Genomic DNA, 25164 nt, shown 5'->3' with positions numbered 1-25164 from the left:
GTGCGCGGTTCAGAGCGCGTACGGTCAGGGTGGGAGACGGGCCGGTCGTCATGCGCTCACACCAGAAGCGAATGTCGATCATGACCGGTCATCTCCTGTCCGCGCCTGGGTCCGCTGTCCGTAATTTGGTCCGTATATCCTGTTCTGCGGTCCAGTGATGAGCGAGAGGGAAGAGTGCCCCCATGCCGGAGAACCCGCCTCGCCGTCAGCGGCCGACACCGAAGAAGCACTCCTGGCTCCGCTCGGCGCCCGCCCGCGCGGGCGAAGGCGACACCCCGCCCGCCCCGGTCCCGGCCGGCCCGGAGAACGGCGCGGGCAGCATCGTCCACGCGGCCGTCTACCGCGAGGGCCACCGGATCAGCACCCCCACCTCGCTGGCAGACACCTACCGCCGGCTGCGCGAGCAGCCGGACGGCATGGCGTGGATCGGGCTGCACCGGCCGACGGAGAGCGAACTGGTCTCGCTGGCCGAGGAGTTCGACCTCCACCAGCTGGCCGTGGAGGACGCCCTGGAAGCCCACCAGCGCCCCAAGCTGGAGCGCTACGGCGACACCCTGTTCGTCGTGCTGCGCGCCGCGCGCTATCTGGACGCCTCCGAGGAGGTCGACTTCGGCGAACTCCACATCTTCGTCGGCCACGACTTCGTGATCACGGTCCGGCACGGCGCGGCACCCGACCTCTCCGCCGTCCGCCGCCGCATGGAGAGCACTCCGGAGCTGCTGGCTCTGGGCCCCGAGGCGGTGCTGTACGCGATCCTCGACGCGGTGGTCGACGGCTATGCCCCGGTCGTGTGGGGCGTCCAGAACGACATCGACGAGATCGAGACCGAGGTCTTCGGCGGCGACCCGGAGGTCTCCCGCCGCATCTACGAACTGGCCCGCGAGATGGTCGAGTTCCAGCGCGCGACCCGCCCCCTGGTAGGCATGCTGCACGGCCTGATGGCGGGCTTCACCAAATACGGCACCGACGACGAACTCCAGCGCTACCTCCGCGACGTAGCCGACCACGTCACCCACACCAGCGAACGCGTAGACGGCTTCCGCTCGGCCCTGGCCGACATCCTCGCGGTCAACGCCACCCTGGTCACCCAGCAGCAGAACGCCGAGATGCGCGCCTTGGCGGAGGCGGGCTTCGAACAGAACGAGGAGATCAAGAAGATCTCGTCATGGGCGGCGATCCTGTTCGCGCCGACGCTGGTCGGCACGATCTACGGCATGAACTTCGACAACATGCCGGAGCTGCACTGGGTGGGCGGGTATCCGTTCGCGATTGTGCTGATGGCGATCGTCTGCACCAGCCTGTACGTCATCTTCAAGAAGCGCGACTGGCTGTAGGCAGGCGCCCCACCCCCTTGATCGACTTAACACCAGCGAATCACGGACCGTGCCTCCGGAGGCTGCCTGGGGAGAATCCGGGGAGAACGCACGGCAGCGGGCCGACCGGACTCAGGGCCTCCACCTCGTCGAGCGGCGGCGCCCGGCGCAGTCACCGCTCCCCGCACTCCACAGGAACAGGCCATTCGGAACGCCCTGCGTATCCGCGGCACGGCACCCAGCCGGAAAGTCTCGGCGCAGACCAGAGGACTGCGAGGGCCGGTAGACACTCGCGAAGACATGGCCGACTCACGCTCTTGCCTCCCGCACGATCATGACGGGGCATCAGATTCTGTCAGTGGCCACCGCTACAACCGAACTGGAGGTCCGCGCGGCGCGGACCGATAGGGAGGGGATGCAGCATGGCGAAGGTTCCGGACGGATACGTGCGCGTACGAAGCCACCTCCGCCGCAAGCCGGGGCCGAAGTCCGCCAAGGGACTGAGCGTCTGGGCCGTGGCCGGCTTGTGTGCGGTGGTATGGCTCTGGGGTCAGATCTTCGGGTTCGGCGACAGCGACACCGAACAGCAGCCTGCCCCGAAGCCGGCCGTCTCCGCACCGGCGGGCGGGCAGTGACGGCCCGACCGCGGCGAAAGATCCGATGGCGACCGCGCGGCACCATGGACGCCCTGGGTGCGGCGGCCGTGGCCCTCGCGGTGTTGGTCGCCCTGGCGCAGGCCGCATCGAACCCGGTGACGAGGGCCGCTGCGGCCTGGCCGCTGCTGGTCCTGGCCGTCCTCGCCCTGGCCGTCGCCGTGGCCGGACTCCGGATACGGGGCTACCGCCGGCGCCGCGCGGACAGCGAGAGGCTGGCTCGTCTACGGATCACCTTGTCGGAGTTGGACGCGATGGACGATGAGCAGTTCGAGTACGCGCTGCGCGACCTCCTCGTCCGCGACGGCTGGGCGGCCAGGAAGGTGGGCCGGGCCGGGGACCAGGCCGCGGACGTGATCGGCGTCCGAATACCCCTCGGGCGGATCGTGGTGCAGGCCAAACACACACGCGTCGGAGGCAAGGTCGGCTCGTCGGTGATGTACCAGGTGAAGGGCACGGCAGGTCCCGTGCACAAGGCGAACCACGCCGTCGTCGTCACCAACGGCTCGTTCACCCGCGACGCCATGACTTGGGGCGACCTCCACGGCGTGCGGTGGGTGGACCGCGACCGGCTGGCCCGTTGGGCCCACAAGGGCAGGCCCCTGCACGAACTGCTCGCGCTGCCCACGAGAGGCTCCCGCTTGCCGTGGCGTCGAGCGGCATGACATACGCGCCGGCGAGAACGGGTGGCACAGCGTGTGCTGTGCCACCCGTTGCTCAAGCCGCGACCAGGTTCTCTGCGACGAATTCAGGGACCGCACCGAGCAGTACGTCGACCGCAGCTCGTCCCCTGCCACCCGCCTCGGGCATGAAGTGGGCGTAGTGGTCGAGGGTGACGGTCGGGCCGGAGTGGCCGAGCCATAGGGCGAGGGTTACGACGGATTCGCCAGCTTCGATCGTGCCCGACTACGCCCAGCAGGTCCTCGACGACCCCGCCTGACCGAAGCCGAGAACCCCGAACCACGACCCCGAGCAGTTCCTCCAGCACGCCGCACGCCTGCACACCCTGGACGACGTCCGCTCCACCGCCGGGGCCCTCGCCCGGCGCGCCGGGCGAGGGCCCCGGCGACCGAGCACGAGCCGCGCCGGCCTGGGCGACTCTGGGCTTGACCATGACAAGTTCGCCTCCGCCCTGGCGTAGGTACCGTTCTGATAGAGACGCCTGAACAGACGGAGGCACCATGCCCTGCCGAACGACTGAGCCGAGCCGACCCATCAACAGGTCGGAGGCGCGCTGATGATGGAGGAAGCCGAGGAGATCGGTCGCCGAGCCCGTCGCGCCCGCCTCCGCCTGGGCATGCCGCAGGCTGACCTTGCCGCCGCTCTAGGCAAGTCGCAGGGCTGGGTCTCGAAGATGGAGCGCGGCCTGATCGAACTGGACAGGGTCGGCGTCCTGAACCTGCTGGCGGCCGAGTTGCACGTCCACCCCAATGATCTGATCGGCCGCCCGTACACCAGCTCCCCCGACGAGAACCAGTGGCAGGTTGCCGCGTCCTCGATCCTGCGGGAACTGCGTCGCTACGACCTCGTCCCCGTGTTCGACGGCACCCCGCGTCCGGCGACGAAGCTGTGGCGGGAGATGACGCGGCTGCACCGCCTGCGGGACGCCGCCGCGAACGTGGCCATCCTGCGTGTCCTGCCGGACCTGCTCCGCGAGTCACGCGCCCTCGCCGAGGTGACCACCGGCCACGAGCGGGAGGAGGCTTACGCGATCTACGCGGTGTGCTGCAAGTTCGCGCACACCGCCGCCCACGCTCTGGGTCACCCAGAGCTGGTCGCCATGGCCTGCGAGCGGGCCGCCTGGTCCGCACGGCTGTCCGGCGACCCGGTCATGCCCGCGGTCGCCGACTGGATGCGGGTCTGGGACATGTGGGCGAGCGCGGACTGGGAAGACGCCATCGTCCTGTCCGACAAGGCCATCAGCACTCTTCAGCAGGACTACGAGCGTGGCGAGCCGTTGGCCCTGCGGGCATGGGGCACGCTCCAGCTCCGTGCTGCGGTCTCCGCAGCGCGTGGCGGCCGGGCAGCGGAGGCGGAAGACCGCGTCAATCTCGCCAGGACGGCGGCCGACCGCATGGGTGAGTACACCGGGCCTCCGGTGTACGACAGGCACTCGCTGACGTTCTCGCCCGGCAACGTCCAGATCCACGCCATCAGTGTGGCGCTGGAGATGGGACAGCAGCGAAAGGCCCTGACGATAAACCACCGCACCAGTCCGGAGCTGGTCGCTTCCCTGCCCAACTCGCGCCAGGGACACCACCACATGGATCTTGCGCGAGCCTGGCTATGGGACGGGCACCGCGACAAGGCACTGGGCGAACTGGAGAGGGCGGAGCGAATCGCACCCCAGCTCGTCCGTAACCACCCCATCGCCCGCTCCACCCTTCGCAGCATCGTCTACGCCGAGCGAGCGGTCACACGCGAGAAGTTGCGGCACATGTCCGACCGCTTCCACCTGGACGGATGAGGGTCGTATTCCTCGGGCTCATATTCGGCCCCTGACCCGTTCCTAGCGTCAGGGGCATGAGCGGACGACCAACTCCCCATCTGCCTTCGCAGGGGGCCGAGTTAGGCACAACGGCCCCGTTCCTTCCCCAGCTCGGCGACCTCGCCTCCGACACCGCCCGGAACGGCCGAGTCGGCGTCGTCGTCGCGCTCCCCGGCGAAGGTGCCGCGACGTACCACCTGCGCCCGCCGGGCGGCGGCCCGGAATGGTCCGCGTCGGCCGACGCCAGCACGTTGGAGCCGGTGCCCTCCAGGCCGACACACGCGACCCTGCTCGTCACCGACGCGGTCTACGACCCTCGTGCCAAGCAGGGCTCGGTGGCCATCCTCGTGCACCACGAAGATGGCGGCCGCAGCGAGGCCGTGCTGATCCTCACGCCGGCCGACCTTGAGCGCCTGCACGCCCAGACCGGACGCATACTCGCCGACCACGAGCACTCTCGCGGCGGGGCGCCGTGATGCCCGAGGGACGGCACCGCGCGCCGGACCACGGGCCGAGCAACCCGGTCCACCGCGACTCCGGCGGCATCGCCCTGGCCGTCCTGGCCCTGCTCGGCCTCGCCGGCCCCGCGTGGATCCTGCGCGGCCAGGCTGCCGATCTCCTCTCCGCCGAGTGGCCCACGGCCCTCTCCGTGCCGGATGTCACCGAGCCGACCCCCTAGACCGCTCCGGCCCCCGGCCTGGGGCCTGCCCCCGGGTGCCGGAGCACCGGACACCGCCCTGGACGAGGCGCGGTGAGGAGCCGCCCGAGCTACGACGGGCTGCCCCGCAGCACAACCCGTTCCGCCCGGCGGCAGCCAGCGGCTCGGCTCGCCGGGCGGAACAGCGCTCGACCCGGCACATGTCGTACGGCATCCGATCGGCCGCCCATCGCTGTGGGCAGACGGACCATCACCAGGGAGGGGATCCCATGGAGATCCCGTACATCGTCATCGACCAGCTCACCCCCTCGCAGCAGCAGGTGTGGAACACCTACTTCGGCGACGCCGACCGTCCCCGCTACATCGAAGAGGGCATCTGGCGCCGCACCCAGGAGGAAGCCACCGCCGGCCAGTCGGGCTGGAGCGGGGGCGACGACGCCCGGCGGCGCCTCATCCACTACCGCTACCGGTACGACCTGGTGCCGACCACGGCCGCCCCCGCGATCGGCCTGACCGACCTGTACCTCTACCACTCCGTGACCGCGCCCGCCGGCGAGATCACCGCCCACGAGGACGCGCTGAGGGCCGCGCTCGCGGTCGGGGGATGGAAGCGCACCCCCGGCGGCGCCTTGTGGATGCGCCGCGACCTCAAGTGCAAGATCACGCAGTTCACGCTGCACCCCCAGGACGCCGTGGCCCGCCGCAAGCTCCCGCAGAACTACCGCAGCCTCGACGTCCACATCACTTCCGCCCAGTACGCCCCACCGCCGGCCGTGCGGCAACGGCCCTGGGACGTGCTGGCCTCCGGCATCCGGATCAAGGACCAGCGCGGCACACCCACCCTCGCCCCGGACCTGTCCGCCCTCGCCGATTACCTGCCCTTCCAGGTCGAGATCGGCTGCGGCACCTCCGTGGAGGCCGGCATCCCACCCCTGCACCGCCTCCACGAGATCTACCGGGTCACCGACCGCCAGGGTGACGACCCGCGGGAACACCACTTCGCCCTCTCCCCCACCTCCGACCCGCTTCTGCACGAAGTGCTCACCGAGCCGGAGGAAAAGACGGCCGAGTTCACCGAGATGTTCAAGGCGTGCTTCCTGGCCGAGCCGACGCCCGCCATGCACGCGCTGAAGGAGCTTCACGACACTGGACACCTGGTCGGGCCCGTGATCACCAACAACTTCGACGTACTGGCAGCCCGCGCCGGCCTGAAGGAGTGCTTCATGCGCCGCTACGACCAGGCCGTACCGGACGTCGAGTGGGTGGACGGCGCGAAGGCCCTGCTCGTCGTAGGCCTGCACGCCGACCGGCGCAAGGTCCAGGCCCGCGCCCGCGAGCGCGGCCTGAAGGTCGTCTACCTCGACCCCGAGGGTTTCTGGCACGACGGCCAGTTCAAGCCCTACCCGCTGGAAGGCCCCCAGGACGACGACCTGGTCTGTCGGAAGCCGGCCGCGGAGGGCCTGACGGAACTCGTCAACCTCCTCGCCAAGGCCACCGACTGACCTACCTGCACGATCAGGTCCGGGCCGGACAGCGGCGCTAGCGTGTCGCCCCTGACCGGCCCGGACCACCGGGCAGGCGAGACAGGGAAAGGAGCGCCGGCACCATGCGCGTATCCGTCATCGGCTGCGGCCACCTGGGCATCCCGCACGCCGCGGCCATGGCCGAGATCGGCCACGAGGTCATCGGCGTGGACCTCGACCAGGCGAAGATCGACCGGCTCAACGCCGGCGAATGCCCCATCTACGAAGAGGGCCTGCCGGACCTGCTGGCCGCCCACACCGCGTCCGGCCGACTGCGCTTCACCACCGACCTGGCTGAGGCCGCGGCATTCGCCGACGTCCACTTCCTCGCCGTCGGCACACCGATCGACGCCGACGGACGCAGCTACGACACCGGCCAGGTCTTCGGCGCGGCCCGCGCACTCGCCCCGCACCTGACCCGCCCTGCGTGATCATCGGCAAGTCCACGATCACCGTCGGCACCACCCGCGACCTGGCCGCCCTCCTCGCCCGCCTCGCCCCTGCGGGCACCGACGTCGAGGTCGTCTGGAACCCCGAGTTCCTCCGCGAAGGCCACGCCATCGAGGACACCCTACGCCCCGACCGGATCGTCGCAGGCGTCCCCTCCCCACATGCCGAGGACGTGGTCCGCCAGGTGTACGCCCCGCTGCTGCACAACCAGATCCCCCTGTTCGTCACCGACCCCGCCACCGCCGAACTGATCAAGGGCGCCGCCAACGCCTACCTCGGTATGAAGATCTCCTTCATCAACGGCGTCGCCGACATGTGCGCCGCCGCCGGCGCCGATGTCCACCAGCTCACGGAGGCGATCGGTCTCGACCCGCGCATCGGCCGCGGTGGACTGAACGCCGGGCCCGGCTACGGAGGGGGCTGCCTGCCCAAGGACGTGCGCGCGTTCACCGCCTCCGCACAGAGCCTCGGCGTCCTTGACGCGGCAGCCCTGCTGCGAGCCGCCGAGCAGGTCAACGAATCGCGCCCCACCGCTGTCCTCACCCTCATCGAGCAGACCCTCGGCCGACCGGTGGCAGGGGCACGCGTCACCGTGTGGGGCGCCTCCTTCAAGGCCGGCACCGACGACGTGCGCGAGTCTCCGGCCCTCGCCATCGCCGCCCTCATGCACCAACGCGGCGCAACCGTCACGGTCCACGGCCCCCACGCCATACCCACCGCACTCGTACGCCACCCCGAGCTCGACTACGCGGAAGACCTGGAGGAGTCGGTCAAGGGCGCGGAACTGATCGTCCTGGCCACCGAGTGGCCCCAGTTCCGCGACGCCGACCCCAAGGCGCTGTCCACCCTGGTCGAGCAACCGGTCCTCGTGGACCTCCGCAACCTCCTGAACGCCGACACCTGGCGCACAGCCGGATGGACCGTACGCCAGCTCGGCCGACCCGCACAGCCATAGGACCCAGGCCCCCCGGGGCCGGGACACACGGATGGGAGATCCGTCATGGACGACCTGTGGGACGACATCACCAAGCTCTCCGCCGTCTGCCGCAAGGCCGGTGAACACCTCCCCGACGAGGAACTCAAGGCCCTCCAGGTGGGCAAGGTCGCCGAGGAGGCCGGCGAGGCCATGCACGCCCTCTACGGGCTGAAGGGCCTGACCACCTGCGGCGACGCCCACAGCTGGTCCGAGGTCCAGAACGACCTCGTCGGCGCCGTCATCGCAGCCCTGCCGGCCATGCACTACATCGACCCTGAAGGCGCTCGCGCGACCTTCGAGGAGATCTTCCACCGCCGTACCCGCAGGGGCCGCGAAGCCGCTGCCGCCTCCTGACCACTCACCCATCCCCACGCCGGCGGTCGCGCGCCCTCGGGACGCGACCGTCGGCCCGTGTCGTAGACGCTTCTCCCCCACCCGCGGGGTGGACCATGGCGGGATGACCGACACCCAGCTCCAAGCGGAAGCGATTGAGGCCAGCACGGGGGGATCCGCGCTGATCACGAACAGCCGGGGCGACTACCTGCTCCATCTCCGCGACGACATCGAAGGCATCTGCTGGCCCGGCTACTGGACTCCTATCGGCGGGCGTCCCGAACCGGGCGAATCGCTGGCCGACACCGTCGCACGCGAGGTAGCGGAGGAGACCGGACTCACCATCCCGCTCAAGGAGTTCACCACCGTCCAGCAGAGGAACGCCGAACACCTCGGCAAGGGCCCGATCGCCATCTACACCGGCCACTGGGACGGAGACGCCCACGCCCTCCCCCTCACCGAGGGCATCATGCTCCACTGGTTCCCGGCCTCGGTGCTCCCACGGCTCCGCGTACCCCCGTGGTGCCGAGAGGCGATCGCTCTCCACCAAGATGTGTGAGCCCGGACGCCTTCGGGCGGGCCATCGTGGTGCGAACCCCGGCGCTGACCTGCACATAAAGCCACCAGGCGGCATGACATGAACCGCCCCGACACGAGTGACAGCGAACTCGAAGCCCTTCGCTGATAGCACCCTCGATGCCTACCGCGGCCCTGCCTGTAGGGCCACCGGCCTCCGGCTTGTCACCGCCTACCAGATAGCGGCCTCTGAGCTGGGAGAACCGTCAAGCCGACCACCGTTGTCAGTGGCTCCTGCTACACCAGAAGGCGCGATGAAGGGTGGCCCTTCGTCGGCAGCTTGTTGATCAATAAGGAGCCTGTGCATTGAAACTGACGGCAGCTCAGCTTACTGCAATCGGTACCATCCAACGCGACCTCCTCATCGTCGCATGTGCGGGTTCGGGCAAGACTGAGGTGATCTCCCGCCGGGTTGTGGAGCTGCTGAAGCAGCCTGGCGTGCACCCGCGGAACATCGTGGCCTTCACCTTCACTGATAAGGCCGCCAGCGAGCTGAAGGAGCGGATCAACGCGCGTGTTCGGGAAGAGCTCGGCGAGGTCCACGGACTTGCCGAGCTCTTCGTCGGAACGATGCACGGATACGCGCTGGACTTGCTCCACTCTCACGCTCCGGAAGCGTTCAAGTTTTCGGTGCTCAGTGATGTGCAGGCCCGTGTGCTCATCGACCGGAACAGTCGTAACAGCGGCCTCACCGACACCCTCGCCCGCGTGGCAGGCAAGCCGCCCCGAGAGCTCCGGCGTTACACAGAGTCGCGGCTCTACCAGCAGGTTCTGAGCCTCCTCCGTGAAGACGAAGTCGATGCGAGCCAGCTGTACGACGACACTCGAGAGGGGCTGACCAGCTACAGGAAGTTGCTCAAGCGCCATCATTACTTCGACTACAGCGAGATTCTGCGGCAAGCTGCCGACCTTCTCGACCCTGCGGGTGACGCGGGCGCGACAGGCCCGGATCCGGTCATCAGCCTCCGCAACCACGTCCGGGACACAGTCCGTTACGTCGTGGTGGACGAGTACCAGGATACGAACCCCGCCCAGGAGCAGCTGATCCGCGGGCTGACGCAGTTTGGCGCAAACCTCTGCGTTGTCGGGGACGACGATCAGACGATCTACCAGTGGCGAGGCAGTGCTGTTGCGAACATCCTTACCTTCGCAGACAGGTACAAGGACGTCGAGACGGTCACCCTTAACGAAAACTACCGCTCCAGTCGGGCCATCGTGGATCTCGGCCGGACGATTGCTGAGGGGATCCCGAGCGGAGAGCGTCTCCAGAAGAGCATGGTTGCCTCCGGGCATCAGGAGTACGAGCGTGGCGATCTCCTCGCTCTGACTTTCGACTCGGACTCCGACGAGGCTGAGTGGATCTGTAGCCGGATGCAGTGGATGCGCGGGCTGCCCTTTGCCGACCGGCCTGGCGGCGAGGCGCGAGGTCTGGATTGGTCGGACTTCGCAGTTCTCTTCCGTAGTGTCTCTGGCGACGCTGGCCCGCTTGTTGCGGAACTTCGGCGGCGTGGCATCCCCTACGTGATCAAGGGGCTCAGTCGACTCTTTGAGACCCCGGAGATCAAGGCAGCTCAGTCCTCCTTCTCCTACGTCACTGGGGAGGTGCAGCGGGAGGAGGTCGTGAATGCCTGGCTGGACTCTCAGCTTGGTTTCAAGCCGGATGACATCCAGCGGGGCATCTCCGTGCTCGATGAGGCACGTACCTGGACGCCGGACATGCCCTGGGACTCCTTCACGATCCAGGGTGTATACCTTCGGTTCCTCGAAGAGCTCGGCCTGCGGGAGGGGGGCATTGCCGAGTCCGTGGGCCCCGAGCGGGGAGAGCTCGTGTTCTACAACCTCGGCAGGTTCAGCACAGCGATTTGGTGACTACGAGCGCATCCACTTCCTCAGCAACCCGCCTGACCGGTTTGCTACTTTCGCGAAGTGGCTGGAGTACCAGGCAGCTGACTACTACGAGGAGAGCGATGCCGACGCCGGCTATGCCCGTCCCAACGCTGTCACCATCGCCACGGTGCACCAGTCGAAGGGCATGGAATGGCCAGCTGTCTTCGTCCCGTGCCTGCGGAAGAACCGGTTCCCGGGTAAGCGGCAAGGAGGACTCAACGTCTTCCACGTGATCCCCGAGTCTGCCGTCCAAGGTGCTGCGCGTTACCGGGGTACGGAGGAGGATGAGCGGCGTCTGTTCTATGTGGCGGTTACGCGGTCACAGAAGTACCTGGCTATGACCTTCTCGCCGAGCGACAAGAAGCTCTACAAGAAGGAATCGCTCTTCTTCGCTGAGGTGACGCGCAACACCTACGTTCTCACGAGGGAGCCGGTTCGTCCCGACGGCAGCGCACTTGGTCGGCTCCAGCTGAGTTCGCGGCACAAGACACCGGATGTCGTACTCAGCTTCAGTGAGCTCAAGTACCTCTTTGAGTGCCCCTATCAGTTCAAGCTGCGCTTCCTCTACGGCTTTGACTCGCCGCTGCAGAAGGAGCTCGGCTACGGCAAGTCTCTGCATGACGTCATGGCTGAGGTCCACAAGCGGGCGGTCAAGGGAGATATCGCGACCAGTAGCGAGGTTGAGGAACTCGTTGATCGGCACCTTCACGCCCCGTTTGCCCCTGCACCGCTCAAGGAACAACTTCGTACCGCGGCTACTCGCGCAGTGAGCCGGTACCTCAGGGATAACGGAGCCCGGCTGGCCCTGACCGAGTACTCGGAGCAACCCATCGAGGTGCACGTCACCTCGGGCGTCACCGTGAAGGGCCGGATTGACCTGATTCGGAGGTTGGACACAGGTGAGGTGTCCATCGTCGACTTCAAGTCGACTGAGCGGGCTCAGGCTGAGGACGTCACGAGGGATCAGCTGCACATTTACGTAGTCGGCTATGAGGAGCTGAGCGGGACACGTGCGGACCTCGTGGAGGTTCTCAACCTTGATGAGGGGAGTGGCAGCAAGCGCGAGGAGGTCAGCGACGATCTGCTGTCACACATCTCGGGCAAGGTGGCAGCCGCCGGCAACGCCCTACGGATCAACGACCTGCCCCGAAAGTCCGCGTGGTGCGAGACATGCAGTACGTGCGATTTCGCTGCCGTTTGTCGCGACCGGCCATCCCCCTGACGGGGCAGTTCCGGTGTAACGGGGTGAGCCCCGTGTGAGCCCGGACGCCCTCAGACCGATGTCACGTACCGGCCCCAAGGGGGCTGCCGCCCGGCGCTGACCTGCATGGACAGATACCGGGCGGCAGTGGGAGTCACCAGCTGTCACGATCGGATTCGAACTCGTAATGCATAGGTCTCGGGTTCGGATCGCGAGGGCGGCTCAGTTGGCCGCGGGCGGCACCGTCGGCTACCCGGGCCGGCTCCCTACGACCGAATCGTGGGCTGGTATACCCCGCCGTAGCTGCCGAAGACGCGGGTGGACCAGGTCATCGAGGGCGCGTACATCGAGGGCACCCTCACGATGACTACCGGCACGGAGATCATCCTCATGCCCGGCTGCCCCGCTTACGGCGGCTACGGAGGCCAAGGCGCCTCTCAGCCGACTTCTCCCCGAAGACGGGTCGGCCCCGCTGGGGAGAATCTGGGGAGAACGGAGCCCCGTTGGGGAGCGGCTGGGGAGGGCCGGCCGCGCAAACAGGCAGCACGACGAAAGAGCCGGAAAGAAGCATCGCCGCAGGTCAGAGCACCTTTCCAGCTGATTCCCGCAGGTCAGCGCCCCGAGGGCGACGACTTCAAGAAGATCTCGTCGTGGGCGGCGATCCTGTTCGCGCCGACGCTGGCCGGCACGATCTACGGCATGAACTTCGACAACATGCCGGAGCTGCACTGGGTGGGCGGATATCCGTTCGCGATTGCGCTGATGGCCATCGTCTGCACCAGCCTGTACGTCGTCTTCAAGAAGCGCGACTGGCTGTAGGCGGGCGCCCGCCTACGCGCCGTCACCCTGGCGTCCTGGCCGACGGCCCCGGATGGCCCTGGTGGATGAAGGCCGCCCAGGCCGACGGGTGGTGCAGTTCCGGGGCGCCGGCCAGTTCGGCCAGCAGGCTGCCGCTGAGTGACCCCGGGTTCTCGCGTTCCGGGTCGAGCATCCACATCTGGGCGGCGTGGAGCGCGTCCACGGGGCTCAGGCCGTCGGCGGTCAAGTAGTGGTGGAACACGGCCATCATCAGGGCCGCGGCCGAGTCCTGGGTCGCCCACCGGGAGCCCACCACGTCCCGCGCGCCGCTCGCCACGAAGGCGGTCGTCAGAGTGAGTGCCTCGTCGTGGTCGCGCTTGCTCAGGTCCGTCTCGCAGGCGCTGAGTACGACCAACGGCCCGTCGGGGTAGGTCTGTTCACCTGTGGGGCGATCGAGGAGGCGTGAGACGGTCAGCAGGTCCGCAGGTCCGTGCTCGTCGGGGGCCAGGCGCAGGGCCGATGTGGTCGGGTCGGTGCCGGCCGAGCCGTGGCACGCCACGTGGAGCAGGGACGGATTCCCGGCGAGGGCGTCGAGGAGGTCGTCCGGGGTGCCAGGCGCCGAGGGTTCGACGGGAGGCTCGTAGAACTCCCCGTACAGGCGCGCCCGCGGGTACAGGGTCTGCTGGAGCGCCGCCACCTCCAGCTCGGCGTACGGCAGGCTCATGGTGGGGTCCGCCACCAGGACGGGAGCCTCGGCCGGGGCGCGCCGGGCGCGCCGGACCGTGTTCAGGAACTGACGGCCGGACGCCGCATAGCTGATGACCATGATCTGGCACGCGTAGTCGTGGGGCGCGGCGGCCGGGAGGCGGGCCGCGTGCCAGGGCACGACGCCGAGGCGGCCGCAGGGCACCAGGACGATCCTGGGCGGGCCGGGGCGGGCCTTGCGCCGGTTCTCGTTCGCGGCGAGCCGTTCCGCGATGCCGGTCAGCACCGGGCCGATCATCGCGTCCGTGGCCCAGTCGCAGAGCTCGGACAGCGCGTCCTCCCAGGTCCGCGCGGTCCCGGGCGCGGTGGGCCGGTCCTGGTACGCGGCCGAGGCGTCGAGGAACCGCTCCAGGGGGCCGCTTTCCTCGCCGGACAGGAGGGGCAGGGCCCGTACGCCGGTGCCGATGTCGGGGCCCAGTACGACGGCCATGCCCGGCGTGGTGCCGTCGCCGGCCAGCAGGTAGACCAGTGCGTCCGCGTCGCTCCCGGCCACACCGGCCTTGAGCTCGTCGACCGTGGGGGTGCGGAAGAGGGCACCGTCCCGGCGGCGGTGGCCCAGGGCCTCCAGGGCGCGGCGCCGCAAGGAGCTGGGCAGTTCCCGGGGGAGCTCGTCGGGTGCCACGCCGGCGCCGGGTGCGGATCCGGCCCGTACGGGTTCCGATCCGTCCCGTACGGATTCCGCCGCTCGCCACTCCTCCGCGAGGTCGTGGTGGCCGCGGGCCTCCAGGAGGTCGGGCACGGCGCGTGCGGCGGAGGCCGCTTGCAGCACCAGGGCCCGGCCCAGTTCCAGGGCGGCCACCGCCTCCTCGACCCGGCCCTGGGAGGCGGCCCAGACGGCGGCCCGCACCCCTCGTTCGGCCCCGGTCCGGGCGGCGAGCAGGCCGTGGTCGGATCCGGACTGCAGGACGACGTCGCCGGCGAGTGCCTGGAGCGCTTCCATCGCCGCGTCCGTGGCGGCGTCCCGGTCCGCCGGGTCCTGGGTGCGGCTCTGGCGGGTCCGGTAGTACTCCGCGAGCTGCCACAGGGCGGGGAAGGCCAGGTGCGGGGACCGGCCCTGCCGGACCTCGTCGCGTACGTGTTCCAGTCCGCTGATGGCGGCGTCCAGATCGGCCGGGTCCTCGGTGGTGGAGTACCGGAGGCCCGCCGTCATGGCGGTGAGGTACGGGGTGCCCGCCGAGGTGCCGGGGGCCGGCGGGGCGGGGCTGAGTATGTGCTCCGGGGCGCGGCCCAGCATGACCCGCGTGGCCCGGAGCCCCTCGGCGAGCTCCGCGATCCTCGCCTCTGGAACCCCGGTCTCCCACTCGGGCCTCGCCTCGAGGGCGGCCTCCTGCCGGTCCAGGCCGCGTACGACGGTCTCGTCGTCGCGGGTGCGCTCTCCGAGCGATACGAGCGCGGATCCGTGGAGGAGCGTCACCAGCCAGTGGAACGGATGCCCGGCGGCCACGGAACGCTCGAGTGCTTCCAGTTCGCCCGTCAACCGCAGGAGTTCGTCCTCGTTCTCCGCCTCGTCCGCGGCCCGCGTCCTGAAGAACAGCTCGGCCGCCCGGGCCCCGACGACGAGGTGGGCCGCTCCGGGATCCTCTGCCGCCCACCGCGCGAAGTGCTCGACGACCGGCCCCATCTGCCGGAGGGCCGCATCGCTGTCGGCACGGCTGCCCCCGAGGGGCCCGGCCATCTGCAGCACCATGCGCATCAGGCTCTCGATCTCGGCGGTCCGGCCGTGCCCCGCCGACAGGCGGTCGAGTTCCCCTCCCAGGCGCCGGAGAAGGCGGCTGAGGGACTCGGGATCGCCGGAGTTCACGGCCTCCGGCAGGCCGAGCACGGCGGCGAGCCACGCGCCTGTGACAGCGGTGTCGGCCCGGTCCGCCTCCTGCTCCGGTTCCGGTTCCGGGACGGCGACCCCCGGTGCCGGCGAGTCGGGCGAGTCGGGGAACGACGAGATCGGGCCCAGCAGCGTCCGCAAATGGTCGGCGAACGGCAAGCCAGGGGGCAGCATGGCCAGCAGCGTCTCGGGGTCGGAGAAATCGGTCCGTGCCATGTACGACAGGAGGTCCTGCACCTGCCGCAACTGCCCCTGGAGTTCCGGTGGCAGCATCGGAAGCTCGCCCGTCTCGGCGGCCAGTGCCGCGATCCGCGCCGCCTCCGCGGCCGGCTGCCCGGGTTCCGCCGCCAAGGCGCGGTCCAGGACGGAGAAGATGTCCGGGGGTGCGGCCCCTGCCGGGCCCGGCCGCACGTGATCCGACACCATCAGCAGGAACATCGCCGCCCACTGCCTGTCCTCGTCCGACATCCGCTCCCCGGCGGCCGTCGCCGGATCTCGCACCTCGCCCAACAGGCGCCCGGCCCGTTCCGGGTCGTCCGGTGTGCCGTGTCCGGCCGCGTGGCGGGTGGCGTGCAGGCCACCGAGTACGAGGGTGACCTTGCCGAGCAGCAGCCGGTCGTGTTCCAGGAGGTCTCGCAGCCGCGAGAGTTCGGCGATCGAGCCCTCGGACTCCGCTGCGGACACCGGAGGGGCCTCACCTCCCCGTCCTATCAGCCGGGCGCCTCGTCCGGTGGCCTCGGCGACCCAGGTCCGAAGCCCCTGGACCCCACCGCTCTCCTCGTCGCCCACCATGTCCCCCGTCCCCTCCCCCGTCCGTCACGGTGATTCCGTCCGGTCGCTCTCGCGGCCCATGATGGCCGCAGGGTGGCTCCCCCGGCTCCTGACGGTCGCCGACTTCCCTCCATCCGACCGGAATTCGACCGGCGGCCACCCCGCGCCGGTCGCCGGCCGCCGTTCCCGGCCCCGCTGGGCGGCGACCGGGCGAACAGCGGGCGAGGTCCGGGCCCGGTCTTCACCCGGCACGCCGACCGCTGCTTCGCTGTTCGTACGGGGGAACGAAGGAGGAGGCAGCGTGGACATCGGCGTGGTGACCGCTCCGCTGGTAGCCGTCGTGGGAGTCGTCGGCACGCTGCTGTCCGCGCTGCTGACCCAGCGGGCGGCCGACCGCAGCCGGCGGCAGGAACGGCAGCGGGCCGAGAGGGCGCGGGAGCGGCGCGCCGAGGCGCGGGAGCTGTGGTCGTGCTACGTGGCGCTCAACGCCTCCGGACGGCGTTATCTGGCCGCGCTCACCGACCAGTTGTACGCACTCGGCGACACCGCGGAGGCGCCGCGTGTACGGCAGCGGCTCACCGACGCGCGTGACCACCACCGGGAGGCGTACGCGGAAGCGCAGATACGGCTCCCGGAGCGGGTTCTCGACCGCGCGAGCGCCGTCAGCCACGGCCTGGGGGCGGTCTACGGCATGATCCGGCGGCTGGACGACGGTGTGCCGCGTCCGGAGGACTCACCGGACGCGGCACACGAGGACATCGAGGCCCTGTGGGCCCGGCTGCGGGAGATGCGGCGCGAGATGCGGGCCGGTCCTGGTGCCGCCCGGGCGGGCTCCGCCCGTCGGCGGGGAGATGCGGGCGAAGCCGGGGCGGCGTCCGCGGCGGACCGGCATAGTGGGAGCGATCCGACAGTGACTGCGGAGGGCTGTGTGGGGCCCGAGGAGGCGGGATGCCGGTGAGCCGGGAGGAGAGCGGTGGTGTTCAGGGGCTGCGCGCCTGGGTGTCGGACGCCGTCGAGCGGGTGAAGCGGCTGCTCACCGGCGTGGGGGGCGGCCCGCTGTCGCCGCAGGCCACGACGGCGTCGGTCGCCGAACTCGACCAGCTCGCCCGGCTGCTGGAGCACGACGAGGAGCTGAGCGGCTCGGCGCACGTGTGGCTGGCGGGTGCGCTGACCCTGCGGGACGCGGCCGGGGCCGGCTCGCCCATGGACCGGGACCGGGCCGAACGACTGCTGCGGGACGCCCGGGACCGTACGACGCCGCTCGGGGCCGCCGTGACCGAGGAGGACCGGCGGTGGGCGGCGCTGTTCCTGATGAGCCACCTCTCGCCGATCCGGCCACAGCGAGAGGTGCCCGGGGCGGCGGTGCCCGATCTCTCCGGATATCTCGACCGGCTCCAACAAGCGGGACCCGCCGGGATGATGGCCAGGGCGACGGAGCTCGGCGCGCTGATGGACGACGCGGTGACCCTGCCGCTGCCGCCGGAACTGCTCGGTCCGCTGCGCCGGGCGCAGACGCTCTTCTCGGCCCCTTCGCCCCAGGGGGTCTCCGACCTGCTGGCGGGCATGGTGCCGCCCGGTTCGCCATACGCGGACCAGTTACGCCTGATGATGGACCGTATGTTCGGGGCGACGACGCCTCCGGGCCCGGACTCCTCCGCGTCCGCCCGGCCGACGTGGGAGCGGGCCCCGGAACCCGAGCCGGAGCCGGAGCCGGAGCCAGCCGAGCTGAAACCGGCTCCGGACCCTCAACCACGAACAGACCCGACGCCGGAGCCCGAGCCGCCGTCCACGCTCACCCTCAACGCCCTCCGGAACATGGTCACCACCCTGGACGCCGTCAACGCGGCCGCCCAAGGGCTCGACTCCGTCCTGCGGAACGGCGACCCGCAGGCGCTCAACGCCCTCCTCGACAGGCTGCGCTCGGCACAGGGCCTGCCGCTGCCGGGAGGTCTGGAGTCGTCGTCGGCCCTGGAGGCGATCAGGACGGCCCTGCTCGGCATCAGTCCGGCCGTAGGAGGCACCTACCAGGACGCTGAGGCCGGGCGCACCCACATGGACTCGCTCGTGGGACATCTGGAAGGCATGCGTGGATCGCTTCCCCCGGGCATGGGCGACCCCGCCGTCGTGGGGCGCGCGATGGACATCATCTCGCGGGCGATGGCGGCCCGGGAGACGGAGGACGTCCCCGCCCTCCGGAAGCTCCTGGACGAGGCCGAAGCCCTGGGGCCGGCCGTCCCCGAGGGTGATCCGCTCCGGTTCGCGATCGACTTCGCACTCGGCTCGGTGCACGCCTCGCTCGGCATGGTGACCCGGGACCACGAGGCGCTGCTGCGGTCCCTGCCCCTCATGGAGCAGGCGATGACCCGTGTCAAGGAGAGCGGCCTGCCCTTCGCCGACGAGCTGCCCGAGCCACGGACGCGGGACTTCCGCATGGTCCACGACGCCCTCACCGGAGAGACGGCCCCCGCCCCCGCGCACGTCCCGCCGCCCCCGGACGCCTCGATGGACGATCTCTACTCCTCGGCGCTGTCCCTGGGCCTCCGCTTCGACCGCGACCGCGACCCGGCCGTGCTCGACACCCGGATCGACGAGCTCGAACGGCTCCGGACCGGCGTACGGGAGGGCAGGGCACCGCGGATCGCCGCCGACGCGCTGTGGCAGCTGGCCGAGTCGTACCACCTGCGCAACCTCCTCACGGAGGACGCGCCCGACGGGGCGGGCACCCGCGCCCTGGAAGCCGCCGAGGAGGCGCTGAAGGCACTCGCCGCCGACGTCCTCCTCCAGACCGGCGCCGAACACGGGCTGCTGGCCGCCCGTACCGGGGCGAGCCGGGGCGTCCGGGCGGCCCGGATGGCGGCCTCGTACGGCAAGCCGCACGAGGCCGTGGCCGCCCTGGAGCTGGGCCGGGCCCTGGTCCTGCAAGCGGCCTCCACCTCGTCGGCCGTGCCCGAACTCCTGGAGGCCGCCGGGCGTCACGGGCTCGCCGGGGCATGGCGGGCGGCGGGCGGCGCCGAGGACGGCACGGACGACGCCGGAGAGGTTCCGGGCCTGTTGCCGAGCACGTTGCGCCGCGAGGCCCTCGACGCCCTCGGATACCGTCGGGAGGGCGGCCTGCTGAGCACCCCCACGCTCGGCGAACTCACGGACGGACTCGCCGGGGCGGGCGCGGACGTACTCCTCTATCTGGTGGCCGGCGACGAACGGGGACCGGGCCTGGTGATCGCTCTGGGACCGGAGCTCGGCGCCGGAACGGGCGCCCTGCCGCTGCTCCGCGACACCGAGGACGGCCCGCTGGCGCGGTATGTCGACGCGGCGGCGGCACGGGACGCCGATCCGGACGGGGCGTCCGCCGCCCAGGCGTGGGAGAACGCACTGGAGGAGTTGTGCGACTGGGCCTTCCAGGTGCTCGGCCCGGTCCTCGGCGGCATCGAGGACCGGCTGGCGGAGGCAGGCGAAGGGCGGGAGGGCCGGCCGCTCCGCGTCGTCCTGGTGCCCTGCGGGCGCCTGGGCATCGTCCCGTGGCACGCCGCGCGGTTCCCCGCCGGGGCGGAACACCGGCGTCTCTGCCAAGCGGTGGTCGTCAGCTACGCGGCGTCCGGCGGCCAGTTCCTGCGCACGGTGGGACGTGCGCCGCGGGACCCGGCCGGCGCCCCCGTGCTGGTGGCCGACCCGACGATGAGCCTGCAGTACGCCGATGCCGAGGTGACCGCCCTGCGGGACGCCTTCTACCCGGATGCCCGGGTGTGCGGCGCGCTCTACGACGTGGAGCCGGGAGAGCTGCCGCCCGGTACGCCCGACGCCGTCCTGGGGTTCCTCTCGGACGGCACCTCCCTGCTGCACGTGGCCTCGCACGGGTCGGCGGGCACCCGCCCCACGGTCTCCGCGCTGGACCTCGCGGCCGACGGGAACGGCACTCCGGCCCCGCTGACGGTGACCAGGCTGCTCGACCACGAGGGGCGGCAGGACGCCGGGGACGGGCCGTTGGTCGTACTGAGCGCCTGCCAGACCGATCTGAGCAAACGCGACCACGACGAGGCACTGACCCTGGCCACGGCCTTCGTCGCCGCCGGGGCGCGGGACGTCGTGGGTTCACGGTGGCCGGCCCAGGACAGCGCGTCGGCGCTGCTGATGGCGGTGTTCCACCACCACCTCGCCGTCGACGGGCTCAGCCCCGTGGACGCCTTGAGGGCGGCGCAGTCGTGGATGCTCGATCCGCACCGGGAGAACCCGGGCTCCCTCCGGGGCGACCTGCTCAGGGAGATGGCACGACCGGGACGGGAACGTACCGCGCTCTGGGCCGCCTTCAGCCATCAGGGGCACCCGGGCCCGAGCGCGACGAACGCGGAAGAAGGGACAGCATGAACGAGGAGGGCCGCGGACCGTCCGCGGAGCCGCTGCTCGCCCTGATAGGCGAACACCGGGAGTCCATCCGCGCGGCGCTCGACGACGCACAGCACGCGCTGCTGCTCACCCGGCTGAGCGCGCTCACCGAAGCGCCGCCGGACAGCGACATGGCGGTCCGCAGGGCGCTCCAGGGCGTCAGGCTGGCATTGCGGCCGCTGCCGTTCGACCATCCGGTGCGCGCCGCCTTGGACGGGGTACGGCTGGCCACCGCGCCCCCCGGGCCGACGACCGTGACGGACGCGCTGGCGCTGGTCGGCCTCCTGACGGCCGCGGCCCCGCACCCCGGTCCGATGACGACCGGGCTCCCGGAACCCGGCCTCATGCAGGCCGGGGTCCCGGAGCCCGCGCTGATGCCCGGCAGCGTCCCGGAGCCCGGACTGATGCCCGCCGCGCCGCCCTCCACGCCGTTCCGCGACGGCCGCGCGCCCGACCCGCTGCTCCGGGAGCCGGCCCTCTCGGCGGCCGAGGTGGCGGCGCGCTGTGGCGGCGCGCCGCCACCCGAACTGATCAGGCTGCCGGACCCGCCGAACAGCGACCGCTACCCGGAGTTCCAGTTCCCGCCGGGCGGTGGCACACCGCACCCGGTCGTCCTTCAGGTCAACCGGCTGCTCCTGGCGGACATCGACCCCCGGGGCGCCGCGTCCTGGTGGCTCGGCGGCAACAGCTGGCTGGGCGGGACCCCCGCGTCGCTCCTGGGGCGGCTGCCCGACCACGAGCTCGTCTGCGCGGTCACCGCACTCGTGGAGGGGGAGTGATGAGCAACCTCCCGCCCCTGATCAGGTTCTTCCCCATGATCGAGGACCAACTGGAGCCCAACCTCGAGGTGATCCCGGCCGGCACGGAGCTGTGGCGGGTGCACAAGTCCACGTACAGACCGGTTCAGTTCAACCCGACGCTCGCGGACATCCACCTCAGGGGCGGCCGCTTCGAGGGCACCGTGCTCGACCCCTACCGCAGCCTGTACGTGGCCGACACCGCCCTGACGGCCGTCGCGGAGAGCGTGTTGCGTTCGGTGCCGTTCCCGCGGACCGGGACGCGGCGGATCCCTTACGCCCTCGTCCACGGCAGGGCCCTGAGCGTGCTGCGCACCACGCGCGAGCTGACCTTGGTCTCGCTGATCGAGGAGAAGGACCTGGCCGCCGTCCACCAGACCGCCGACCTGCTGGACGACGAGAGGAGCTATCCGATGGCACGGCGCTGGACGAGCGAGATCCGGGCGCAGGCACCCGGGGCCATGGGGCTGGTCTGGCAGTCCCGCCGGAACCGGCCCGGGCACGCCATGGTGCTCTTCCACGACCGCTTCGAGGACTGCCACTGCGGGGCCCTGGAGGTGCTGCCGGAACGGGGGATCGCGGACCTCGGCTCCCCGGCGGGCACGGACGAGCTGGACCGGCTGCTCGGCCCGCTGCGGGCGGAGGTGTCGAAGCCCGTCAGACGGTGACGGACACGGGTGTTCGGTACCAGGCTTGTCCGCCTGTGAAGGGTAGTGCATCGTGGGCGCATGGCACCGTCTCTCTCCGATCACGCCTTGCTCCTCGCCGAGTTGAAGGAGGTCAGGCGCGCGGGACCGATCCGGCTGAGGGGGCGTGCGCTGCCCGCGCTGGAGGCGGCGGCGGAGGCGGTCGCACCGCCCGGCGCCCGGACACCGGGTGCGCGCATGGAGGCGTTGCTGCGGAGCGCGGTGACGCGCCTGGACGCGGGGACGCTGCGCACCGCCGCCGAGTACACCCTGGGGCTGGCCCAGGGGACCCGGGACTGGCCGGCGTCCTCCCGCCGGGCCAGGGCGGCCTCGGTCTACGGAGTGAGCGTCGAGCGGTTCCGCAAGGACCAGGAGGTGATGGTCCTCGGCCAGGTCGCCGAGCACATCGTGCGGCTGACGGCGGAGGCGGCCGGGCCGGACCCGGGCGCGGCCGTGGCGGACGGGGACGGCGTGGGGACCCATCGGACCGTGGAGGTCCGGGCCGGCGGCCGGACCGTCCGGCTCACCGTGCACGTGCACCCCGTGGACCTGCTGCGCGACGTGGACGTGGTCGTCTCCCCGTCCAACGTCCACTTCGCGCTGCCCGAGGCTTACAAGTCCTCCATCGCCGCGTCGCTGCGGCGGGCGGCGTCCGTGCACGGGGTCACCGGTGAGGTGCTGGCGGACCCGCTGCCGGCGGAGTTGCGCGAGTGGGCCGAGCGGCACGGCACTTCGGGGCGGGCGGTGCGGCCCGGCACGGTGGCGGCCACCACGGCGGGGGCCCTGGCCGCGCAGGGCGTCCGGCGGATCTACCACGTGGCGATCGCGGTACCCCGGGCAGGCACCAACGACTACGACGTACTGCCGGCCGACGTCACCCGGGCGGTGTCCCGGACGCTGGCGGTACTGGCCGAGGAGCGGAACCACCACGTACCACCGCTGCGTTCGGTGTGCTTCCCCCTGCTCGGCTCGGGCCGCGGCGGACTGGATTACGAGGTCAGCCTGGGCGCCGTATGGGCGGCGGTGGAAGCCGAGCTGGCGCGCGGGGCGCGCTGGGACGTCCACTTCGTGGTGCGCACGCCCGAGGCGGCGGCGCTGGTGGAGCGCATCCCGGCCGGAATCCGCCCGGCGCACGCCCGGAGGCCGACCGGCTGACCCGGTGGAATGGCAGGGACGCCCCGGTGCGTACGGGGGAGCGCCGGGGCGTCGCGTTTCGGGGTACGGGGGGATCTTCGTGTGGGTAATCTCTGCTGTCACGCGACCGGTTGAGGCCGAGTCACCTGGCGTGGGCGAATGAGTGGCGGGATGGAAAAGTGGGGTCATGGGGCACCGGGACGGATCATCACCTGGCCCGCGCCCGACGCGTACGTCCTGGTCGAGGGCGTGCTGTTGCGCGTACTCCCGGACTCCCCGGGGATGGCGCCGGGCACGGAGGTCGTCGTGCGCTACGACGCCGCGCGGCACCGCCTCCTCGCGTACGAAGCGGAGCGGGCGGACGGGAGCGGGGCGGCCGGGGATGAGTGAGTACGACTTCGGACTGGCGCGGGGCTACGACGAGCGGCAGCCCGTCGTCCTGCTCCTCGACACCTCGGCCTCCATGGGCCGCCCGGCCGGGCACCCCCGGATCGACGAGCTCAGCGACGCGCTGGCCCGCTGGTTCGACGGGGTACGGGCGGAGCCGAGGCTGCGCGCGCGGGTGGAGGTGTGCCTGATCACCTTCGATTCGCGGGTGCGGGCCTTCGACTCGGACCGGGACCGGCTGGTGCCGGTCGAGGAGGCCGACCCGGACCGGCTCTTCGTGCCGGTGGACCGGATGCGCCCGCCCCGGCTGGAGGCGTCCGGGCTCACCCGGATGACGGAGGCCGTCGAGACGGCGCTCGACCTGGCACGGGCGCGCCACCGGGCCTTGCAGGACCGGCGGGTCCAGGTGCGCAGGCCGTTCCTGTGGGTGCTGACGGACGGCGCGCCGAGCGACGCGGACGGGGCGGCGATGGACCCCGCCGCCCTGGCCGGCACGGCGGAGAAGGTGCGCCGCGGCGAGGAGCGGGGCGAATGCGTGCTCCAGGCGATCGGTGTGCGCGGCGCGGACCTGGAGCTGCTGCGGGTCCTGACGCCCAAGGGCGCGCTGATGCTGGAGGGCCTGGACTTCGGGCGGATCCTCGATGTGCTGTTCCAGAGCTCGGACCGGGTCGGGGCGGGGCAGGCCGCCGACGAGATCCACCGGCAGGTGGCCGACCGCGCGGAGCACGAGCGACGCATGCGACTGCTCGAGGAGAGGTTCCGGTGATCGTGGCGGGGGCCGCCGTCCAGGGCACCGCGCACCTGGCCCGCGGACAGGGGTGCCAGGACGCCTTCAAGGCGGTCGACCTGGGTCCGGCCGCCGTCCTCGCCGTCGCGGACGGCGCCGGGGGCCGGGAGCGCAGCGCGCTCGGCGCGCACATCGCGGTGGACGCCGCCTGCCGGGTCCTGTCCGAGGACATCCCGGAGGCGGCGGACGCTCCGGAGACGTGGACGGGGTGGATCGCGGCGGCCGGCGCCCGGGTGGCCGGGGACTGCCTGCGGGCCGTGGAGGGCGTGCTGGCGGCGCCGGTGGACGCGGGCGCGCTGGCCGCCACACTGGCCGCGGCGGTGGTACGGCCGCCCTGGGTGGCGTTCCTCTCCGTCGGCGACTGCTTCGGGACGGTGCTGACCCACGGGACCGGGGGCACCGGGGCGGACGGGCGGGCCGCCGAGCGGTGCCATCTGGTCCTTCCGCCGCCCCCTCCCGGCGCTCCGGAGACGGTCTTCCTCACCTCGCCCGGGGCCGCTCTGCGATTACGGTCGTTCGCGCTGTGGGAGCCGCAGCTCAGCGGGGTCGTCCTCGCCACCGACGGCTGCGCGTCCCTCACCCTCGACCACCCCTCCGTCCACGGCCTCCCGCCCGAGGCGGGGCCGCTGCCCGCGGAGCGGTTCTTCTGCGGGCTCGCCGCGACGCTCCGCGGCAACGGCGGTGACGCCGCCCCCTTGCGCGCCCTGCTCTCCGGCCCCGACGCGGCACGGACCGGCGACGACCTGACCGTGCTCTGCGCCCTGACGGACGGCAGGTGA

General features: G+C 71.4%; 20 protein-coding genes and 2 pseudogenes. 21 read left to right on the top strand and 1 reads right to left on the bottom strand.

Annotated elements, in window-relative coordinates:
• The first annotated feature begins 182 nt into the window (after positions 1-182).
• The 13 genes and pseudogenes from AF335_RS18465 to AF335_RS18405 all read left to right on the top strand — a co-directional run.
• Positions 183-1334 carry a magnesium and cobalt transport protein CorA gene (locus tag AF335_RS18465; RefSeq protein WP_102919494.1) on the top strand — a complete coding sequence of 384 codons (1152 nt, stop codon included), beginning with the start codon at positions 183-185 and terminating at the stop codon, positions 1332-1334.
• A 401-nt stretch (positions 1335-1735) separates the two neighbouring features.
• The gene (locus AF335_RS18460) at positions 1736-1948 is read left to right on the top strand and encodes a hypothetical protein (protein WP_102919493.1); all 213 of its coding nucleotides are present in this window, start codon (positions 1736-1738) and stop codon (positions 1946-1948) included.
• A gap of 44 nt (positions 1949-1992) precedes the next feature.
• Positions 1993-2631 carry a restriction endonuclease gene (locus AF335_RS18455; RefSeq protein ID WP_102919492.1) on the top strand — a complete coding sequence of 213 codons (639 nt, stop codon included), beginning with the start codon at positions 1993-1995 and terminating at the stop codon, positions 2629-2631.
• Positions 2632-3203: 572 nt separating this feature from the next.
• Entirely contained in the window at positions 3204-4433 is a 1230-nt protein-coding gene (locus AF335_RS18445) for a helix-turn-helix domain-containing protein (RefSeq protein WP_102919490.1), read from the top strand.
• A 56-nt stretch (positions 4434-4489) separates the two neighbouring features.
• Positions 4490-4930, top strand: coding sequence for a hypothetical protein (locus tag AF335_RS35760; protein WP_228773553.1), 441 nt, complete (start codon positions 4490-4492; stop codon positions 4928-4930).
• Positions 4930-5133, top strand: coding sequence for a hypothetical protein (locus tag AF335_RS18435; protein WP_102919489.1), 204 nt, complete (start codon positions 4930-4932; stop codon positions 5131-5133). The genes AF335_RS35760 and AF335_RS18435 overlap by 1 nt, the downstream gene beginning before the upstream one ends.
• A gap of 248 nt (positions 5134-5381) precedes the next feature.
• Positions 5382-6614: an SIR2 family protein gene (locus AF335_RS18430; RefSeq protein ID WP_102919488.1), complete on the top strand. Its 1233-nt coding sequence runs from the start codon at positions 5382-5384 to the stop codon at positions 6612-6614.
• 104 nt (positions 6615-6718) lie between these two features.
• A pseudogene (locus AF335_RS18425) lies at positions 6719-8040 on the top strand (UDP-glucose dehydrogenase family protein).
• 45 nt (positions 8041-8085) lie between these two features.
• On the top strand, positions 8086-8415 hold the full coding sequence (locus tag AF335_RS18420) for a MazG-like family protein (RefSeq protein ID WP_102919487.1): 330 nt from the start codon (positions 8086-8088) through the stop codon (positions 8413-8415).
• A gap of 103 nt (positions 8416-8518) precedes the next feature.
• Positions 8519-8953, top strand: coding sequence for an NUDIX domain-containing protein (locus tag AF335_RS18415; protein ID WP_102919486.1), 435 nt, complete (start codon positions 8519-8521; stop codon positions 8951-8953).
• Positions 8954-9276: 323 nt separating this feature from the next.
• Entirely contained in the window at positions 9277-10839 is a 1563-nt protein-coding gene (locus AF335_RS35755; protein ID WP_228773554.1) for an ATP-dependent helicase, read from the top strand.
• A gap of 145 nt (positions 10840-10984) precedes the next feature.
• On the top strand, positions 10985-12079 hold the full coding sequence (locus tag AF335_RS35750) for a PD-(D/E)XK nuclease family protein (RefSeq protein ID WP_244927081.1): 1095 nt from the start codon (positions 10985-10987) through the stop codon (positions 12077-12079).
• Between the two features lie 612 nt (positions 12080-12691).
• Positions 12692-12877 (top strand): annotated as a pseudogene (locus tag AF335_RS18405) (CorA family divalent cation transporter); the annotation flags it as partial.
• 22 nt (positions 12878-12899) lie between these two features.
• Here the strand turns inward: AF335_RS18405 and AF335_RS18400 are convergent.
• A complete protein-coding gene (locus AF335_RS18400) occupies positions 12900-16127 on the bottom strand; it encodes a CHAT domain-containing protein (protein WP_244927080.1) in 3228 nt (1075 codons plus the stop codon).
• A 388-nt stretch (positions 16128-16515) separates the two neighbouring features.
• Between AF335_RS18400 and AF335_RS18395 the strand changes: the two genes are divergently transcribed.
• The 8 genes from AF335_RS18395 (at position 16516) to AF335_RS18360 (ending at position 25164) form a co-directional block, all read left to right on the top strand.
• Complete coding sequence (locus AF335_RS18395; RefSeq protein WP_102919484.1) at positions 16516-17172, top strand: hypothetical protein; 657 nt, start codon at positions 16516-16518, stop codon at positions 17170-17172.
• Positions 17163-20576 (top strand): CHAT domain-containing protein, encoded by a 3414-nt coding sequence (locus AF335_RS18390; RefSeq protein ID WP_102919483.1) that lies wholly within the window; start codon positions 17163-17165, stop codon positions 20574-20576. The genes AF335_RS18395 and AF335_RS18390 overlap by 10 nt, the downstream gene beginning before the upstream one ends.
• Positions 20573-21373, top strand: coding sequence for a hypothetical protein (locus AF335_RS18385; protein WP_102919482.1), 801 nt, complete (start codon positions 20573-20575; stop codon positions 21371-21373). Before AF335_RS18390 ends, AF335_RS18385 begins: the two co-directional genes overlap by 4 nt.
• Positions 21373-22059 (top strand): RES family NAD+ phosphorylase, encoded by a 687-nt coding sequence (locus tag AF335_RS18380; RefSeq protein ID WP_376697848.1) that lies wholly within the window; start codon positions 21373-21375, stop codon positions 22057-22059. Before AF335_RS18385 ends, AF335_RS18380 begins: the two co-directional genes overlap by 1 nt.
• A gap of 60 nt (positions 22060-22119) precedes the next feature.
• On the top strand, positions 22120-23232 hold the full coding sequence (locus AF335_RS18375; protein ID WP_102919481.1) for a macro domain-containing protein: 1113 nt from the start codon (positions 22120-22122) through the stop codon (positions 23230-23232).
• Positions 23233-23382: 150 nt separating this feature from the next.
• Entirely contained in the window at positions 23383-23601 is a 219-nt protein-coding gene (locus AF335_RS18370; protein WP_102919480.1) for a hypothetical protein, read from the top strand.
• Positions 23594-24364: a vWA domain-containing protein gene (locus AF335_RS18365; RefSeq protein WP_102919479.1), complete on the top strand. Its 771-nt coding sequence runs from the start codon at positions 23594-23596 to the stop codon at positions 24362-24364. Before AF335_RS18370 ends, AF335_RS18365 begins: the two co-directional genes overlap by 8 nt.
• Entirely contained in the window at positions 24361-25164 is an 804-nt protein-coding gene (locus AF335_RS18360) for a protein phosphatase 2C domain-containing protein (RefSeq protein ID WP_102919478.1), read from the top strand. The genes AF335_RS18365 and AF335_RS18360 overlap by 4 nt, the downstream gene beginning before the upstream one ends.

Origin of the sequence: Streptomyces eurocidicus, from assembly GCF_002891295.1 — a bacterium.
GTDB lineage: Bacteria > Actinomycetota > Actinomycetes > Streptomycetales > Streptomycetaceae > Streptomyces > Streptomyces eurocidicus.
The sequence above is the reverse complement of the archived record's forward strand: the minus strand, read 5'-3'. Positions and strand labels throughout refer to the sequence as shown.

Coding starts and splice junctions, on each gene's coding strand:
- AF335_RS18390 (WP_102919483.1), top strand. CDS start 17,163: ATGCCGGTGAGCCGGGAGGAGAGCGGTGGTGTTCAGGGGCTGCGCGCC.
- AF335_RS18380 (WP_376697848.1), top strand. CDS start 21,373: ATGAGCAACCTCCCGCCCCTGATCAGGTTCTTCCCCATGATCGAGGAC.
- AF335_RS18420 (WP_102919487.1), top strand. CDS start 8,086: ATGGACGACCTGTGGGACGACATCACCAAGCTCTCCGCCGTCTGCCGC.
- AF335_RS18365 (WP_102919479.1), top strand. CDS start 23,594: ATGAGTGAGTACGACTTCGGACTGGCGCGGGGCTACGACGAGCGGCAG.
- AF335_RS18455 (WP_102919492.1), top strand. CDS start 1,993: ATGGACGCCCTGGGTGCGGCGGCCGTGGCCCTCGCGGTGTTGGTCGCC.
- AF335_RS35760 (WP_228773553.1), top strand. CDS start 4,490: ATGAGCGGACGACCAACTCCCCATCTGCCTTCGCAGGGGGCCGAGTTA.
- AF335_RS18415 (WP_102919486.1), top strand. CDS start 8,519: ATGACCGACACCCAGCTCCAAGCGGAAGCGATTGAGGCCAGCACGGGG.
- AF335_RS18375 (WP_102919481.1), top strand. CDS start 22,120: ATGGCACCGTCTCTCTCCGATCACGCCTTGCTCCTCGCCGAGTTGAAG.
- AF335_RS18445 (WP_102919490.1), top strand. CDS start 3,204: ATGATGGAGGAAGCCGAGGAGATCGGTCGCCGAGCCCGTCGCGCCCGC.
- AF335_RS18465 (WP_102919494.1), top strand. CDS start 183: ATGCCGGAGAACCCGCCTCGCCGTCAGCGGCCGACACCGAAGAAGCAC.
- AF335_RS18430 (WP_102919488.1), top strand. CDS start 5,382: ATGGAGATCCCGTACATCGTCATCGACCAGCTCACCCCCTCGCAGCAG.
- AF335_RS18385 (WP_102919482.1), top strand. CDS start 20,573: ATGAACGAGGAGGGCCGCGGACCGTCCGCGGAGCCGCTGCTCGCCCTG.
- AF335_RS18435 (WP_102919489.1), top strand. CDS start 4,930: ATGCCCGAGGGACGGCACCGCGCGCCGGACCACGGGCCGAGCAACCCG.
- AF335_RS18370 (WP_102919480.1), top strand. CDS start 23,383: ATGGAAAAGTGGGGTCATGGGGCACCGGGACGGATCATCACCTGGCCC.
- AF335_RS18460 (WP_102919493.1), top strand. CDS start 1,736: ATGGCGAAGGTTCCGGACGGATACGTGCGCGTACGAAGCCACCTCCGC.